The sequence below is a fragment of the Sorangium sp. So ce1153 genome, from assembly GCF_051521595.1.
Lineage (GTDB): Bacteria > Myxococcota_A > Polyangia > Polyangiales > Polyangiaceae > Sorangium.
The window spans coordinates 5,183,811-5,197,419 of record NZ_CP150361.1 but is presented as its reverse complement, the minus strand read 5'-3'; the positions used below and the strand labels follow the sequence as shown (position 1 = coordinate 5,197,419).

12 protein-coding genes are annotated in these 13,609 nt (G+C 71.6%); 3 read left to right on the top strand and 9 right to left on the bottom strand.

Annotated features, from left to right (window positions below; genetic code table 11):
- Positions 1 to 46: 46 nt before the first annotated feature.
- Positions 47 to 1,435 carry an aldehyde dehydrogenase family protein gene (locus WME85_RS18540; protein ID WP_437839937.1) on the top strand — a complete coding sequence of 463 codons (1,389 nt, stop codon included), beginning with the start codon at positions 47 to 49 and terminating at the stop codon, positions 1,433 to 1,435.
- A gap of 126 nt (positions 1,436 to 1,561) precedes the next feature.
- On the opposite strand, the gene WME85_RS18535 is transcribed toward WME85_RS18540, so the two are convergent.
- Positions 1,562 to 2,290 (bottom strand): TetR/AcrR family transcriptional regulator, encoded by a 729-nt coding sequence (locus WME85_RS18535; RefSeq protein ID WP_437839936.1) that lies wholly within the window; start codon positions 2,288 to 2,290, stop codon positions 1,562 to 1,564.
- A gap of 194 nt (positions 2,291 to 2,484) precedes the next feature.
- On the opposite strand from WME85_RS18535, the gene WME85_RS18530 reads away from it, so the two are divergent.
- Entirely contained in the window at positions 2,485 to 3,966 is a 1,482-nt protein-coding gene (locus tag WME85_RS18530) for a carotenoid oxygenase family protein (RefSeq protein ID WP_437839935.1), read from the top strand.
- Positions 3,967 to 4,111: 145 nt separating this feature from the next.
- Here WME85_RS18530 and WME85_RS18525 read toward each other — a convergent pair whose 3' ends face one another.
- From WME85_RS18525 to WME85_RS18500, 6 genes are all read right to left on the bottom strand, one after another.
- Complete coding sequence (locus WME85_RS18525; RefSeq protein ID WP_437839934.1) at positions 4,112 to 6,793, bottom strand: hypothetical protein; 2,682 nt, start codon at positions 6,791 to 6,793, stop codon at positions 4,112 to 4,114.
- Positions 6,794 to 7,163: 370 nt separating this feature from the next.
- Complete coding sequence (locus WME85_RS18520) at positions 7,164 to 7,355, bottom strand: PIN domain-containing protein (RefSeq protein ID WP_437839933.1); 192 nt, start codon at positions 7,353 to 7,355, stop codon at positions 7,164 to 7,166.
- Positions 7,352 to 7,564, bottom strand: a complete 213-nt coding sequence (locus WME85_RS18515) for a hypothetical protein (RefSeq protein WP_437839932.1) — start codon at positions 7,562 to 7,564, stop codon at positions 7,352 to 7,354. The genes WME85_RS18520 and WME85_RS18515 overlap by 4 nt, the downstream gene beginning before the upstream one ends.
- The gene (locus tag WME85_RS18510) at positions 7,552 to 7,827 is read right to left on the bottom strand and encodes a hypothetical protein (protein ID WP_437839931.1); all 276 of its coding nucleotides are present in this window, start codon (positions 7,825 to 7,827) and stop codon (positions 7,552 to 7,554) included. Before WME85_RS18510 ends, WME85_RS18515 begins: the two co-directional genes overlap by 13 nt.
- A gap of 162 nt (positions 7,828 to 7,989) precedes the next feature.
- Complete coding sequence (locus tag WME85_RS18505; protein ID WP_437839930.1) at positions 7,990 to 8,121, bottom strand: hypothetical protein; 132 nt, start codon at positions 8,119 to 8,121, stop codon at positions 7,990 to 7,992.
- Positions 8,122 to 8,175: 54 nt separating this feature from the next.
- Complete coding sequence (locus tag WME85_RS18500; protein WP_437839929.1) at positions 8,176 to 8,703, bottom strand: winged helix-turn-helix transcriptional regulator; 528 nt, start codon at positions 8,701 to 8,703, stop codon at positions 8,176 to 8,178.
- Positions 8,704 to 8,943: 240 nt separating this feature from the next.
- On the opposite strand from WME85_RS18500, the gene WME85_RS18495 reads away from it, so the two are divergent.
- Positions 8,944 to 10,146, top strand: coding sequence for a serine hydrolase domain-containing protein (locus tag WME85_RS18495; protein WP_437839928.1), 1,203 nt, complete (start codon positions 8,944 to 8,946; stop codon positions 10,144 to 10,146).
- Between the two features lie 51 nt (positions 10,147 to 10,197).
- Here WME85_RS18495 and WME85_RS18490 read toward each other — a convergent pair whose 3' ends face one another.
- Both WME85_RS18490 and WME85_RS18485 read right to left on the bottom strand, forming a co-directional pair.
- A complete protein-coding gene (locus WME85_RS18490) occupies positions 10,198 to 11,685 on the bottom strand; it encodes an endo-1,4-beta-xylanase (protein WP_437839927.1) in 1,488 nt (495 codons plus the stop codon).
- A gap of 574 nt (positions 11,686 to 12,259) precedes the next feature.
- A complete protein-coding gene (locus tag WME85_RS18485) occupies positions 12,260 to 13,510 on the bottom strand; it encodes a glycosyl hydrolase 53 family protein (RefSeq protein ID WP_437839926.1) in 1,251 nt (416 codons plus the stop codon).
- Between the last annotated feature and the right edge of the window lie 99 nt (positions 13,511 to 13,609).

Sequence of the window (13,609 nt, the reverse complement as noted above, 5' to 3'; positions counted from 1 at the left end):
TAGACGACGCTTGGCCCTCCAGGGAACTGAGTTAATCTCCCCGGCCATGGCCGACCTGGTGATCGACAACCCCTATACCCTCGAAGAAGCCGTCCGCCGGCCCCTCGCTGATGAGGCCGAGGTCAACCGGCTCCTCGACGCCGCGACCGCCGCCGCGCGGAGCTTCGCGCGCACCCCCCTCGCCGAGCGCGCCGCCCTGTGCCAGCGCGCGGTCGAGCGCCTCGAGGCGAGCGCGGCGTCGATCGCCGCCGACGTCACCCGCATGGTGGGCAAGCCGCTGCGCCAGTCCCGCAACGAGGTCGCGGGCATGGCGAAGCGGGCCCGGCACATGATCTCGATCGCGGAGGCCTCGCTCGCGGACGTGGTCCTCCCGGAGCTCCCCGGGCAGGAGCGTCGCATCGTCCGCGCCCCGCTCGGTGTGGTCTTCAACCTCCCCGCCTGGAACTATCCGCTCCTCACCGCCGTGAACGTGGTCATCCCGGCGGTGCTCTCGGGCAACGTCGTGCTGCTGAAGCACTCGCCCCGCTCGCCGCTCTGCGGAGAGCACTTCGCCGCGGCCTTCGCCGAGGCCGGCGCGCCGCCCGGCGTCGTCCAGGCCTTCCACTGCGACCACCCCACGTCCGAGCGCATCGCCTCGGACCCGCGGGTCAACTTCGTGGGATTCACCGGTTCCGTCGAAGGCGGACGTCGGATCTATGCGGCCACGTCGAAAAAGGTGGCCGTCGATGCCGGCCTGGAGCTCGGCGGCAAGGACGGCGCGTATGTCGCGGCCGACGCGGACCTCGAGAAGGCGGTGGACGGGATCGTTGACGGCGCCTGCTACAACGCCGGACAGAGCTGCTGTGCGGTCGAGCGCGCGTATGTCCACCGCGATCTCTATCCGAAGTTCGTGGAGGCCGCGCTGGAGCTCATGAAGAAGTACGTCCTCGGTGATCCGACCGCCGAGGGCACGAACATGGGTCCGATGGCGCAGCCTCACGCGCCGGCGTTCCTGGAGGCGCAGGTGAAGCAGGCGCTCTCCCGGGGGGCGCGGGCGCTCTGCGGTGGGCGGGCGATCCAGGTCGACGGCCGCGGGCGCTTCTTCCAGCCGACGCTCCTCGTGGACACGGCGCCCGATCTCGACGTGATGCGCATCGAGTCGTTCGGGCCGGTGCTGCCGATCGTGCCCGTCTCATCCGACGAGGAGGCGCTCGCGCTGATGAACGACAGCGATCTCGGGCTCACGGCGTCGGTGTGGACGCGCGACAGGGAGCGCGCGACGCGGCTCGCGGCGGAGCTCGACGTGGGCACGGTCTACATGAACCAGTGCGACACGCTCGATCCGGCGCTCCCGTGGACGGGCGCGAAGAACAGCGGCAAGGGCGCGACGCTCTCGGCGCTCGGGTTCCTCCACCTGACGCGGCCGAAGTCGATCAACTTCAAGCTCGGCGGCTGAGCAGGCACGAAGACGCAAACAGAACAGACTCGGTGCGTCTTTGTGTCTTTGCGCTGTCGGCGGGCATTGCCTCTCTCGCTCCAGCCCAACCTGGTTGAGCCCGAACCCGCCGGCGCTCTCGCTGCGCTAACCCAACCTTGTTGAGCCCGAGCCCGCCGGCGCCTGCGCCAGCCCCTCGCCGAGCACGTCGAAGACGGCCTCGGTGAGCTCCATCGCGCCCTCGCGCGGCAGCTGCCCGTCGAGGAACATGCGCGCGAGCCCGTAGACCATCGCGCGGCCCGCGACCTCCGTGACGATGGGGTCGGTGGGGCGCAGCTCGCCGTGCTCCCGCGCCTCCTCGATCATCCTCCGCAGCCGCGCCTGCGCCTCGTCCTGGGCGGCCAGGAGCGCGCGCGCGCCCTCCGGGTCGCCGCGAAAGGCAGGGCCCTTCAGGAGCTCGAACAACGCCGGGTGCTCCAGGGCGAACCGGACCGACGCGAGCCCGTGCGCGCGGAAGCGCAGCAGCGGGGAGGTCGCCGCCGCGATCTCCGCCGCCGAGGCGAGCTCGAACCGCTCGACCCCGGCGAGGGCGACCTCGCGCAGGAAGTCCTCCCGCGAGGGGAAATGGCGGAACGGCGCGGCCGGAGAGACGCCGACCCGCCGCGCCGCCTCCCGCACCCGCACGGCGTCGACGCCGCTCTCCTCGAGGAGCGCCAGCCCCGCGTCCACGAGGGCCCGCTTGAGGTCGCCATGGTGATAGCCGCGCGCCGCCCGCTTCGAGGGCGCCCGCCCGGCAGGTGGCTTCACCGTCTTCTTCGCAGGCGTCGCCCTCTTCTTCGCAGGCGGCTCCTCGGCGCGCTTTCGACCCGGAGGCATGCCGCGGTTTCCCGGGTACGGAGGGCGGCGTCAAGCAGGAGACCGCCGCTCCGACGCGATCCACCGCGGCGCAGGAAGGCCCAGGACGCCCGGCGACGCCGCCGCGTACGATCCAGCTTGCGCTAATGTGATCGATGATTACATCATCCGAACGCGATGTGATCGCCGATCACATCCGCCCTACCGGAGGTTCCATGTCCATCGCCCTGTCCGCCCCCGTCCCCGACGCCGCCCTCGACGCTGCCTTCGCCGGCGCGGGCCGCGCTGCCCCGGAGGCGGCGCGCGCCTTCGACCACCTGACCGACCTCGAGGCCGAGTACGGCTTCACGCCGCTCGCGGTCGAGGGAGCGCTGCCCGAAGGCCTCGAGGGCACGCTGTTTCGCGTGGGCCCGGCCCGCGCCACCCTCTTCGGCGTCCGCGTGCTGCACCCCTTCGAGGCGGACGGGGGCATGCTCGCCGTGCGGCTCTCGGGCGGCCGGGCGGAGGGCGCGCACCGCCTGGTGCGCAGCCGTCAGCTCGTCGAGGAGCTCGCGGCCGGCCGGCGCCTCTACGGCTCGTCGCTCTCCTGGCCCACGCGCGTGCTCCGCGCCCTGCAGGGCAAGGAGCGCAAGAACGTCGCGAACACGAGCCCCTTCGTCGCCGGCGGCCGTCTGTTCGCGCTCGTGGAGAGCTCCAGGCCGACGGAGCTCGATCCGGCGACCCTCGACACCCGGGGCGAGAGCGATCTCGGCGGCGCGCTCGGCCCCACCTTCTCGGCCCACCCGCACCGCGTCGCCGCCCGGAAGACCAGCTACAACTTCGGCGTCCGGTACGGCCGCACGCCCCAGCTCGACCTCTATGCGGTCGACGACGACGGGCGCGCGCGGTCTCTCGGCGCGGTGCCGCTCTCGGCGCCGGTGATGCTCCACGACTTCTGCGCCACCCGGCGGCACCTCGTCTTCTTCGTCTCGCCCGCGGTCATCCGGGTGGGGCGCGCGCTCCTGCGCTGGGGAGGCTTCGACTCCTGGGTGCGCTACGAGCCCCGCCGGGGCACGGAGGTGATCGTGGTCGACATCGACGACGTGTCCCGCGTGCGCCGCTTCCGCGTCGACGCGTTCTTCCAGTGGCACTTCGCCAACGCCTACGACGACGGCGAGGACCTCGTCGTCGACCTCGTCCGCTACCCCGGGCTCGGCACGCTCGGCGCCATCGGCAAGGACACGGACCGCCCCGAGCTCTCCTCGGTCGAGGGCGGCGTCCTCGTGCGCCACCGCGTCCGCGCCGCGCGCGAGCAGCTCGTGGTGGAGGACCTCGGCGGCGTCCGCGGCGAGTTCCCGCGCTGCGACCCGCGGGTCGAGGGGGAGCGGCACCGCGTGGTCTTCCTCGCCGCGGAGGGGCGGGCCGATGGTGCGCAAGGGAACGCCGTCGCGCGCGTCGACATCGGCACGGGCGCGATCACCCGGGCGAACCTCGAGCGCCACGAGCTGCCCTCGGAGCCGGTCTTCGTGCCGCGTTCTCCCGGCGCTCCCGAGGGGGACGGCCACGTGCTCGCCCTGGTCACCGACGTGAAGGCCAGGAAGAGCGCCGTCCACGTCTGGGACGCGGCGCACCTCGACGACGCGCCGCTCGCGCGGGTCCACCTGCCCCATGCGTCGCCGCAGACCTTCCACGGGACGTTCCTGCCCGCGAACAGCTGAAGACCGGGCAGCCAGCGCGCCCGCTCGTCCTGGCCGATCGCGCGGCAGCGGGAGGCTTGCTGCTCGCCGCGCACGCCGCCTGCTCTTCCGCCGCGCTACGCCGCCTGCTCTTCCGCCGCGCTACGCCGCCTGCTCTTCCGCCGCGCTACGCCGTCCTCTCTTCCGCCGCGATCCGCTTCCTCGCGACCGGCCTCGGCGAGACGTCGTTCAGGAGCACGCCGAGGATGCGGCGCTCGCCGAGCTGCTCGGCGGCCCTCGTGAGCGATGACGCGCGCGTCAGCGAGGCGCGCGCGACGAGGAGGACGCCGTCGGAGGCGTCCTCGATGACGTTCGCGTCGCCCGAGCCGAGGACCGGCGGGCCGTCGATCACCACGTAGTCGTAGTGGCGGCGGAGCGTGCGCAGCGCGGCCTCGAAGTGGACCGAGTGGAGCGCCGCGGGGTAGCTCGCCTCGAGCGACGGCTCCGCGAGCACCGAGAGCGACGGGCTGACGGCGACGACGCCGAGGGGGCGCGCCTGGCCGGCCATCCGCCGCCGGAGCTGCTCCGAGAAGCCCGCGTGCGCCGGCAGCCGGAGCCCGAGGAGCGCCGCGACCCGCGGGCGCGCGAGGTGGCCCTCGACGAGCAGGACGCGCGCGCGCTCGGCCTCGGCGAGCGTCATCGCGAGGCGGACGGCGAGCGCTGTCTTGCCCTCGGCCCGGCCGGGGCTCACCACCGCGACGGCGAGCGGCTCGCCGCCCCGGCGCTGATCGAGCCGGTGCCGCAGGACGCGGAGCGCCCCGAGCGCCGGCGCGGGCGCGCCCCTGAGCAGCTCGAAGACCCCGTACCCCTCGGGGTCGACGTCGGCGCCGAGGATCTCCACCTCGGGCTCGCTGAACGCCGCGCCGCCGGCGTACGCGAGGTGGCGTGCGCCCACGCAGGCGAGCGACGCAGCGGGCGCGCTCCAGGAGGCCTCGGGGAGGACATCGGCGTCGTCGAGATCCAGGTCGTCCGGGAGCGCTTCCTCCTGGGCAAGGTCGGGCGGCGCGGCGTCCGGCTCCGCCGGCGCGCTGGCCGGCTCTCCGCCGTATGCGGAGTCGCCGGCCGCCTCAGCGCCATACGCGGCCTCGCCGACCGCCTCGGTGCCATACACGGCCTCGCTGGCCGCCTCAGCGCCATACGCGGCCTCGCCGGCCGCCTCCGCCCCATACGCCGGCACGATCGGCCGCTCGCGGAGCGGCGGGCACGCCGGGAGCTCCGGCATCTCGGCCAGCAGGGACGGGCCGCCGAGCGCGTGGATGTCGCCGCCGTCGTACAGCGTGTCGTTGAGCAGCACGCGGGTCCCGGCCACGCCGAGCGCGAAGAAGAACGTCACCGCGGCGCCCGCGAAGAAGACGCGCCCCCGGCCGCGATCGGGCCGGCTCGGCAGGTAGGCGGGGTCGAGGATGTCGAGCTCGGTCTCGCTCTTGTTCTCGGCGGCGTCCGCGGACAGGTCCGCGGCGCGCTCGTTCGCCTGCACGGCCTTCAGGTACTCGCGCGCCCGCTCGAGCTCGAGGCGGAGCCGGTGCCACTCCGTCTCGAGCTCGACGACGCGCTCCTCCGTGCCCGCGTCGACCCCCGCCGCCGCGCGCCCGCCCTCGCCCCCCGCCGCGCGCCCGCCCTCGCCCCCCGCCGCGCGCCGCGCCTCGCCGCCCGCCGCCGCCCTGACGCCGCCGCCACCGCGCGCCCGCAGGCCCGCGATCTGCCGGAGCAGCGCGCTCCGCTCCGCCTCGAGCGCCGCCCGGCGCGCTGGCGTGAGCGCGCGCGCCTCGTCGCGCGGCACCTCGGTGAGGCCCGCGCGCACCAGCCCGAGCGCGCTCTCGGCGGCCGCGAGCTGGCTCCTGGCCGCCTCGGCGCGGCGCTTCGCGGTGATGGCGTCCGGGTGGATCGGGGTCACGGTCGTGAGCTTCTCGGCGAGCGCCGCCTCGGCCGACGCGACCGCCGCGGCGGCCGCGTCGCGGGCCCGCTGCGCCTCGACGACGCTCTGGGGCAGCGGCTGCCCCGGCGCCGCCGCGGGCGACCGCACGACCCCGAGCAGCGCCTCGACCCGGGCGAGCTGCCGCTCGAGCGCCGCGAGCTGCGGGTCGACCGGACGAGCCGGCGACGCGGGCGCGAGCCGGGCGGCCGCGGGCGCGGGGGCGCCGGGCGGGCCGAGCGGCTGGGGCGCGGGCGCGTAGGGCGAGTCGTTGAGCCCCCACTGGAACTGCGGGTTCCTGGCGAGGAACGTCGCCAGCGCGCGGCTCGCCTCGTCGACCTTGGCGCTCGCCTCGGCGAGCTCTCGCCGCAGGAAGTCGCGGGTCATCGTGGCCGCGCCGAGGCTGTCGCGGCGGTAATCGTCGACAAGGATCTGCGTGAGCCGGGCGGCGACCTGCTGCGCGACGCGCGGGTCGTCGTGGGTGAAGGAGATCACGTACGTGTCGCTGCTCTGCGCGCGGAAGCCCACGTGGTTCTTGATCTCCTCGACGGCCTCGACCATCGAGCGGGCGGTCTTCTCCGGGTACAGCCCGAACGCCTCGATGACGCCGGCGAGCGTCCCGCGCGCGGTGAGCGTGTCCTTGAGCTTCGGCCCGAGGCGCGCCGCGCGCGCGGTGCTGCTCTGCGGGTCGCGGCCGGTCTGGATGGTCTCGCGGTAGAGGATGGTGGCCTCGCTCCGCCACACCCGCTTGGTGACGAGCGCCAGGGCGAGGGAGATCGAGAGCCCGACCGCGATCATCGCGGCCGCCCCGCGCCAGTACATCCGCACCCGGCCGAGGACGCTGATCGCGCGATCCAGGCGCTCCCGGGGTGTGCTCTCCGTGCTCAGGCTGGACATGAGGTTCCTCGCCCCGTGGGCAGCGCGTCCCTCGCCGCGCGGCGCAACGGGCGCGCACGGCGGTGCTCCGACCCCGCACGGCAAGGCGCGTGCTCGCGGGCGCGTCACCCAGGGACGCACCCGCGAGCACACGGTGCGGGTGCGCGAGGCAGACATGGACGTTCCGCCCCCGAGAGAGACACTTCCTTCGTGGACACCGGCGATCCTCGGGCCCATGTCATGACAGCTCCTCGCAAAAGCTGTTCGATGACGGTGGACTGAGCGCTCGCCCGGCGCCGGTCGCCCGAGCAGCAGTGGGTCCGTCCGACGTCTGCCTCGGGCGGCTCCGCAGCTGGTTCGACGCGTCAGCGGTGTCGGGACAGAAGCTCGACTACCAGCGAAGCACCGTCAGCCCCGGAATCCTCGGAAAGCTGCGCTCGTCTCGAGTCGCCACGTCATACCCCACAGCGAGCGCGGTCGCCGCAATCAGCAGATCGTGCGCGCCGACGGGCGAGCCCTTCGCCGCGAGCTCAGCGGAAAGGCGGGCGTGCACGCGCGCGACCACGAGGTCGAACGGAATCAAGGACAGTGGCCAAGCAGCCGCTCGACGAACGCTTCTCGTCGGGCGCGTTGAGAGGGTTCGACCGCTCGATGGACTCCATGCAAGAGCTCCGACGCGGTGATCATCGCGATGGCCACAGGCTCGTCCCCGTGGTCACGGAGCACCTGCTCGAGATCGAGCTTTCCACGCTCGGCCGCGATGAGCACGCTGGAGTCGATCAGCGCTCCCATGGCGTCTCCGGCAGCGTCGGCTGGTTCTGTGCGATCTCCTCGACGGCATCGAGGTAGGCGTCATCCGGAGGCGGCGCGGATTGTAGCAGCCGAACGAGATCCCGGACCGTGCGCCGTGCGGGGGCGATGGGCTCGATCCGACAGATCGGCTCACCTTCGCTTTCGACGACGAACACCTCTCCCTGCGAGCGGACGCGCTCGATCACGTCGGGGAACATCTGGGCGGCGTCAGCTGCGGAAATGTGCGACTCCATGAGCGTCATGGTACCCGCGCTGGTCCATCTGACAACCCGCCGAGCGCTCCCTCTCGTTCGATCGGGGTCCAGCTCTGGAGCCCCTTTTCCACGGCTCGCCACGAGCTGCGGCTCGTCGTCCTACGTGGCTTACGTAGTACGTGCCAGTCACGTTCCAAGGTTAGCTGGACGTCAGTCGGTGATCGCGGCGAACTGCTCGATCACCTTCGGCAAGCTCAGGTTGACCGAGGTGCCGTGGTCCACCTCGTCGTGCCGCAGGGTTTCCAGGAACTGCGGCGTGAACAGCTCCTCGAGCGTCTCCACGGCCGCCGTCGCCTCGGAGGCCGCGTCGTCGTACGGATCGGACGGTCGGCGCCGTCATCGCCCCCGCGCCGCGCGCGATGCCCGCGCCGCCCTTCGCGCGCAGACCTCCTCGTAGGCCGCCTGCAGCTGCTCGGCGACGGTCGGCCCCACGCGGTTCGCGGGCGCGCCGAGGTGGGCCTCGCGCAGCTCGGCCATGAACCGGTCCCACAGCGCCGGGCCGCCCTCCTCCAGGAGCTGCGCGCGGATGCTGAGCTCCTCGCTGGCCGGCAGGTGCCGGCGCCCCCACGCGCCCAGGTGCGCGAAGATCGGCACCAGCTCGATCGCCCTCTCCGTCAGGCTGTAGACCGCCTTCTGCTTGTGCGTGGGGTCGTCGGCCTTCGTGATCATCCCCAACTCCAGCAGCGACTTCAGGCGATCCGCGAGGATGTTCGAGGAGATCCCCTCCTCCGACCGCGTGAGCAGCTCACGGAAGTGGCGGCGACCGCCGAACATCATGTCCCGCAGGACGATCAGGCTCCAGCGGTCCCCGAACACCTCGAGCGAGAGATTGATCGGGCAGCCCGATCGGTGGGTGGCGCTCATCCAGCGGCTCTCCGAAAACCGGTTGCACTTTCGCACCAGTGGTTCTACCCTGCAACCGGTTGCTAAACGAAACTGGTTCGCAAACGATATCAGCAGGTGACCCTGCGCGGTGTGCGGGGTGACGGCGCGGGCGCGAGATTGCGGCGCGTCGATCGTCACCGGGCGCAGGCAGGGATCGCTGCGCTGGTGGCCACAGGGCTCGGGGGCGCATGTCGCCCCGGTGCAGAGGAGGAGCGGGCGATGGGCGAGAGCGGGTTCTCCGAGGCGGGGCTGGGGCGGATGCGCGCGGCGATGGCCGCGCACGTGCAGCGGGGCGATCTGCCCGGCGTCGTCACGGTGGTCAGCCGGGGCGGCGCGACGCACGCCGAGGCGATCGGCAAGATGGCCTTCGGCGACGCCGGGCCGGTGCAGCGCGACACGATCTTCCGGATCGCCTCGCTCACCAAGCCGATCGCCGGCGCGGCGGCGATGATGCTGGTCGAGGACGGGACGCTCCGGCTCGATGAGCCGGTGGACTCCTTGCTACCGGAGCTCGCGAACCGCAGGGTCCTCAAGGCCCTGAACGGCCCCGTGGACGACACCGAGCCGGCGCGGCGCCCGATCCTCGTCAGCGACCTCCTCACCCTGCGCATGGGCATCGGCGCGATCATGGCGCCGGGCGACTACCCGATCGTCCAGGCCATGAGGGAGAAGGGCGTGGCGGTCGGGCCGCGAATCCCGGAGGCGCCGAGCCCCGACGCCTGGCTGAAGGGCCTGGGCTCGCTGCCGCTGATGCGCCACCCGGGCGAAGCGTGGATGTACGACACGGCCCTGACCGTGCTCGGCGTGCTGCTCTCCAGGGCCTCGGGCCAGCCGCTGGAGGCCTTCCTCCGCGAACGGCTCTTCGAGCCGCTGGGGATGAAGGACACCGGCTTCAGCGTGCCGGCGGACAAGCTCCATCGCCTGCCCGCCTGTTACGTCCGGAACCACGGGACAGGGCAGCTCGCGATCTTCGATCCCGCCGGCCCCGAGAGCCGGTTCAGCCGCGCGCCCGGGTTCCCGTCGGCCTCCGGGGGCCTGGTCTCGACGGCCGACGACGTCCTCGCGTTCGCCAGGATGATGCTGAACAGGGGCGCTCACGGGGGCAAACGGGTCCTCTCCGAGCGCTCGGTCGAGCTGATGACCACCGACCACATCACCCCGGAGCAGAAGGCCATCTCGCCCTTCAGCCCCGGCTTCTGGGACAGCCGCGGCTGGGGCTATGCGCTCTCCGTCGTCACCCGGTCGAAGCCGGGCGAGCCGCGCGGCCTCGGCTGGGACGGCGGCTATGGCACCTCGTGCTACTGGGATCCGGAGACAGGCGTGATCGGCGTGCTGATGACCCAGCGCCTGATGGACTCGCCCACCGCGCCGCCGGCCTTCGTGGACTTCTGGCGCTCGACGTACGAGGCGGCAGGAGCCTGAAGGGCGGCGCGGCGGAGCGATGCCGGCGCAGCGGCCGCTCCCTCCGGACCGTCAGCGTCCGAGGAAGCTCATGAGCCAGCTCATGGCCGGCCGCATGGCGCCGCTCGACTGCTGGAGGCCGGTGTTGTCCCTCCAGGTGGCGCCGACGATGTAACCCCAGAGCGTGATGCCCTTCACGGAGGGGTGGTTCCAGAACATCGTGAACTGCTCCTCCATCACCCGCTTCTGCTGGTTGTCGTCGGCGATGCCGATGTCGTACTCGGTGATGTAGACGGGCTTGCCCAGCGAGGCGAGCTTGTCGATGTACCCCTTCACGGTGGTGGTGTTGATCCTGTAGGCGTCATGGGCCTGCGCGCCGAGCGCGTCGACCGGGGCGCCCGCGTTGATCACCGCCCGCGCGATCTTCATGAAGTTCTGGTGCTCGCCCTCGTACTCGATGTTGTTGTAGTCGTTGAGGATGAGGACCGCGTTCGGGCAGTACTCGCGCGCCCACTTGAAGGAGTTGACGATCCAGTCGTAGCCGCTGGCGCCGTCGCCGCCGATGCCGTTCTTGTAGGAAGGCGTGGTGTGGGGCGGCGGCTCGTTGACGACGTCGATGTACTTGGTGTCGGGGTAGCGCGCGCAGAACGACCGCATCCAGTCCTTGACCGCCGCCTGCTGATCCGCCCCGGAGAGACCCGAGAGCCAGCTGGGCTGCTGGGCACCCCACACGAAGACGTGCTGCTTGAAGATGACGTTGTTCGACTTCGCGTAGTTGTAGATCCGGTCGAGCGCTGCCCAGTTCTTCGAGCCGCGGGAGCTCTCGACGGAGCCCCACTTGCCCTCGTTCTCGGGCGTGATCTGGTTCCAGTAGCGCGAGAAGCCGTCGCGCACGGCGCCGTTGGTCGTGATGTTGCCGACGAACTTCGTGCCGGTGCCGCCACCGCCGGAGCCACCCGAGCCGCCGGAGCCGCCGGAGCCGCCGGAGCCACCGGAGCCGCCCGCACCGCCGGAGCCGCCCGCGCCGCCCGCGCCGCCCGCGCCGCTGCTCGACGAGGAGCTGGAGCTGCTGCTCGAGCTGGAGCTGCTGCTCGACGAGGAGCTGGAGCTGCTGCTCGAGGAAGCGCCGGTACCCGTGCCGCCGCTGCCGTTGACCGAGACGAGCCCCGGCCTGCCGCTGCCGTTCGCACAGAAGCCAAAGGACGTCGACGCGCCCGCGTTCAGCGCGCCGTTGTAAGACTCATTGGTCGCGGTGAACTGCCCGCCCGACGAGGCGAGGCGCGCGTTCCACGAGTTGTTCACCGTGGAGCCGTTGAGCCCGACGGTCACGCCCCAGCTGGTGGTCCGGGCGGTGCTCGTGTTCTTGATCGTCACGCTCGCGCAGTACCCGCTCCCCCACTCGGATTGCAGCGCGAGCTCCGCCGACATCGTGGAGTCAGCGCTGTTCAGCGCGGAGTCCAGAGAGTCGCTGTGCTCGTCATCGAGAGGCTCGACGGTACATGCAAGCAGGCAGCACGCGAGAGAAGCCGAGAAGTAGCCAAGCGAGCGGGCGATGCTCATGAAGATCCTCCATGGTCCGACCGGCCGAGCCGCAGAATTCTACCAGAGATGAATAAGCGAATCCGGGGGGAGCCTGCGAGCTCTGCCGATCAAGTGCTTCAAGTCGTCAAGTTTCCCAGATAGCATGTTTTTGCTCCCGGTCATATCCATTTTAATCGCGGATGTGTCTGGCGGATTTTATCGGTACCATTGCCCGACCGTGCCGTGGATAGCAGAACAATCCTCGCTCACCGCTGCTGCCGCGTGTGCGAACCGCGCTCCCATGAAAAAGTGAAGCGCAGAGACACCGGTCACGTATCAAGGGAGCCGCAGCGCACCACCGCCTCCAGGCTCGGTGACGCCGCAGCCGGGCGTGAGGCGGTGGCGAGCGGGTCGCGCGCTGCCCCGGAGCTCGTCCGCTCGCGGGGCGGCTGGAGCGACGACCGGGTTAAAACTGCATGAAAGAGCAGAAATTTGAACCGCCAAGACGCCAAGAACGCCAAGAACGCCAAGAAGAGAATTATATCTTGGCGTCCTTGGCGTTCTTTTGGCGTCTTGGCGGTTAACTTCTCGCTTGTTCAACGAGATCGGTCGTCTAGAAGTCCTTGTAGTCGACCTTCATCTGATCGTAGGGGGCGATCATGGCCTCGATGATGTCGCCGTCGGGCTCGAAGATGCGCTCGTGGTACTCGGTCGGCTCCCAGATGAAGGTGCCGAGCCCGCGCCGGTCCGGGATGTTGAACATCAGGTCGTTGGCGGCGCGCTTCTCCCACGAATACTCCGCCACGACGAACTTCAGGGCCGGGTAGCGCGTCACGAGGTCATCGAAGTTCGCCTGCCACTCCGAAGGCGGCCCCTGGTACTCGGTGTAACAGGACTGGCCGAGCACATCGAACTCGACGCCTTGCCCGAGCACGCCGTCGACCCACCAGCGCGTGGCCGCGTTGTCGTTGCAGCGGTCAAGGTGGAGCATGATCGTGATCGCGTCGTCGACGTCCTTCACGCCCTGGATGCCGGCCTTCAGGAGCGAGCCGAGCCCCTCGAACGCGCGCCCCGTGACGAAGCCGTCGGGCCACAGCAAACCTTGCGGGATCTCGTTGCCGATCTGGACCATGTCCGGGCGCGCCCCGGCGGCGCTCAGCTGCTCGATCGTGTCGCGCGTGAACTCGCGCACGGCGCTCGCCAGCGCCTCGCCCTCGAGCTCCGTCCAGGCGACGGGCTTGTGTTGATCGTCGGGGTCGGCCCACACGTCGCTGTAGTGAAGGTCGAGCAGCAAGCCCATGTTCGCCCGCTTCACGCGCTGCGCCATCTCGATGGTGCGCGCGAGACCGCAGAAGCCCTCGCGCGAATAGGGGTCGTCGTCGACGGCCGGGTCGGCGTAGATCGCCGTGGGGTCGTTGAACAGGCGCAGGCGGATCCAGTTGAACCCATGCGCCTTCAGGATCTCGAGGATGTCCTTCTCGACGAGCTGCCCGGTCATCGGGTCGACGTCGCGGAACACCTTGCCTCCTGCCTCGCGCTCCTGCACCCACGAGATGTCCGCGCCGAGGATGAAGCCCTCGGGCGCGCCCGGCGCCGCGCCCCCGCTCCCCCCGGCGCCGGAGCCGGCCCCCGCGCCGCCCGCGCCCCCGCCGGTCCCGCCGCCAGCAGCAGCGCCGCCGCCGCCGCCGGCGCTCGCGGGAGGATCACCGCCCGTGGCGCCAGCGCCCGTGGCGTCACTGCCTGTCGCTGCGGCCTGGCCGGCGCCACCGTCGCCGGCAGCGCCGGCGCCCGAGCCCTCGCCACACGCGATCAGCGCGGTGAGCAGCGCTGTCACCCCGAACACGCTCGATCTCTGTCGCAGCATCGCTGACCCCTGCGGCGACGCTACCACGCGACCTTCGCTCGATCATCGGGCTCGAGACCGGATCGCCCGCGAGGTCGGCATCACCGGAGGAAAGATCCA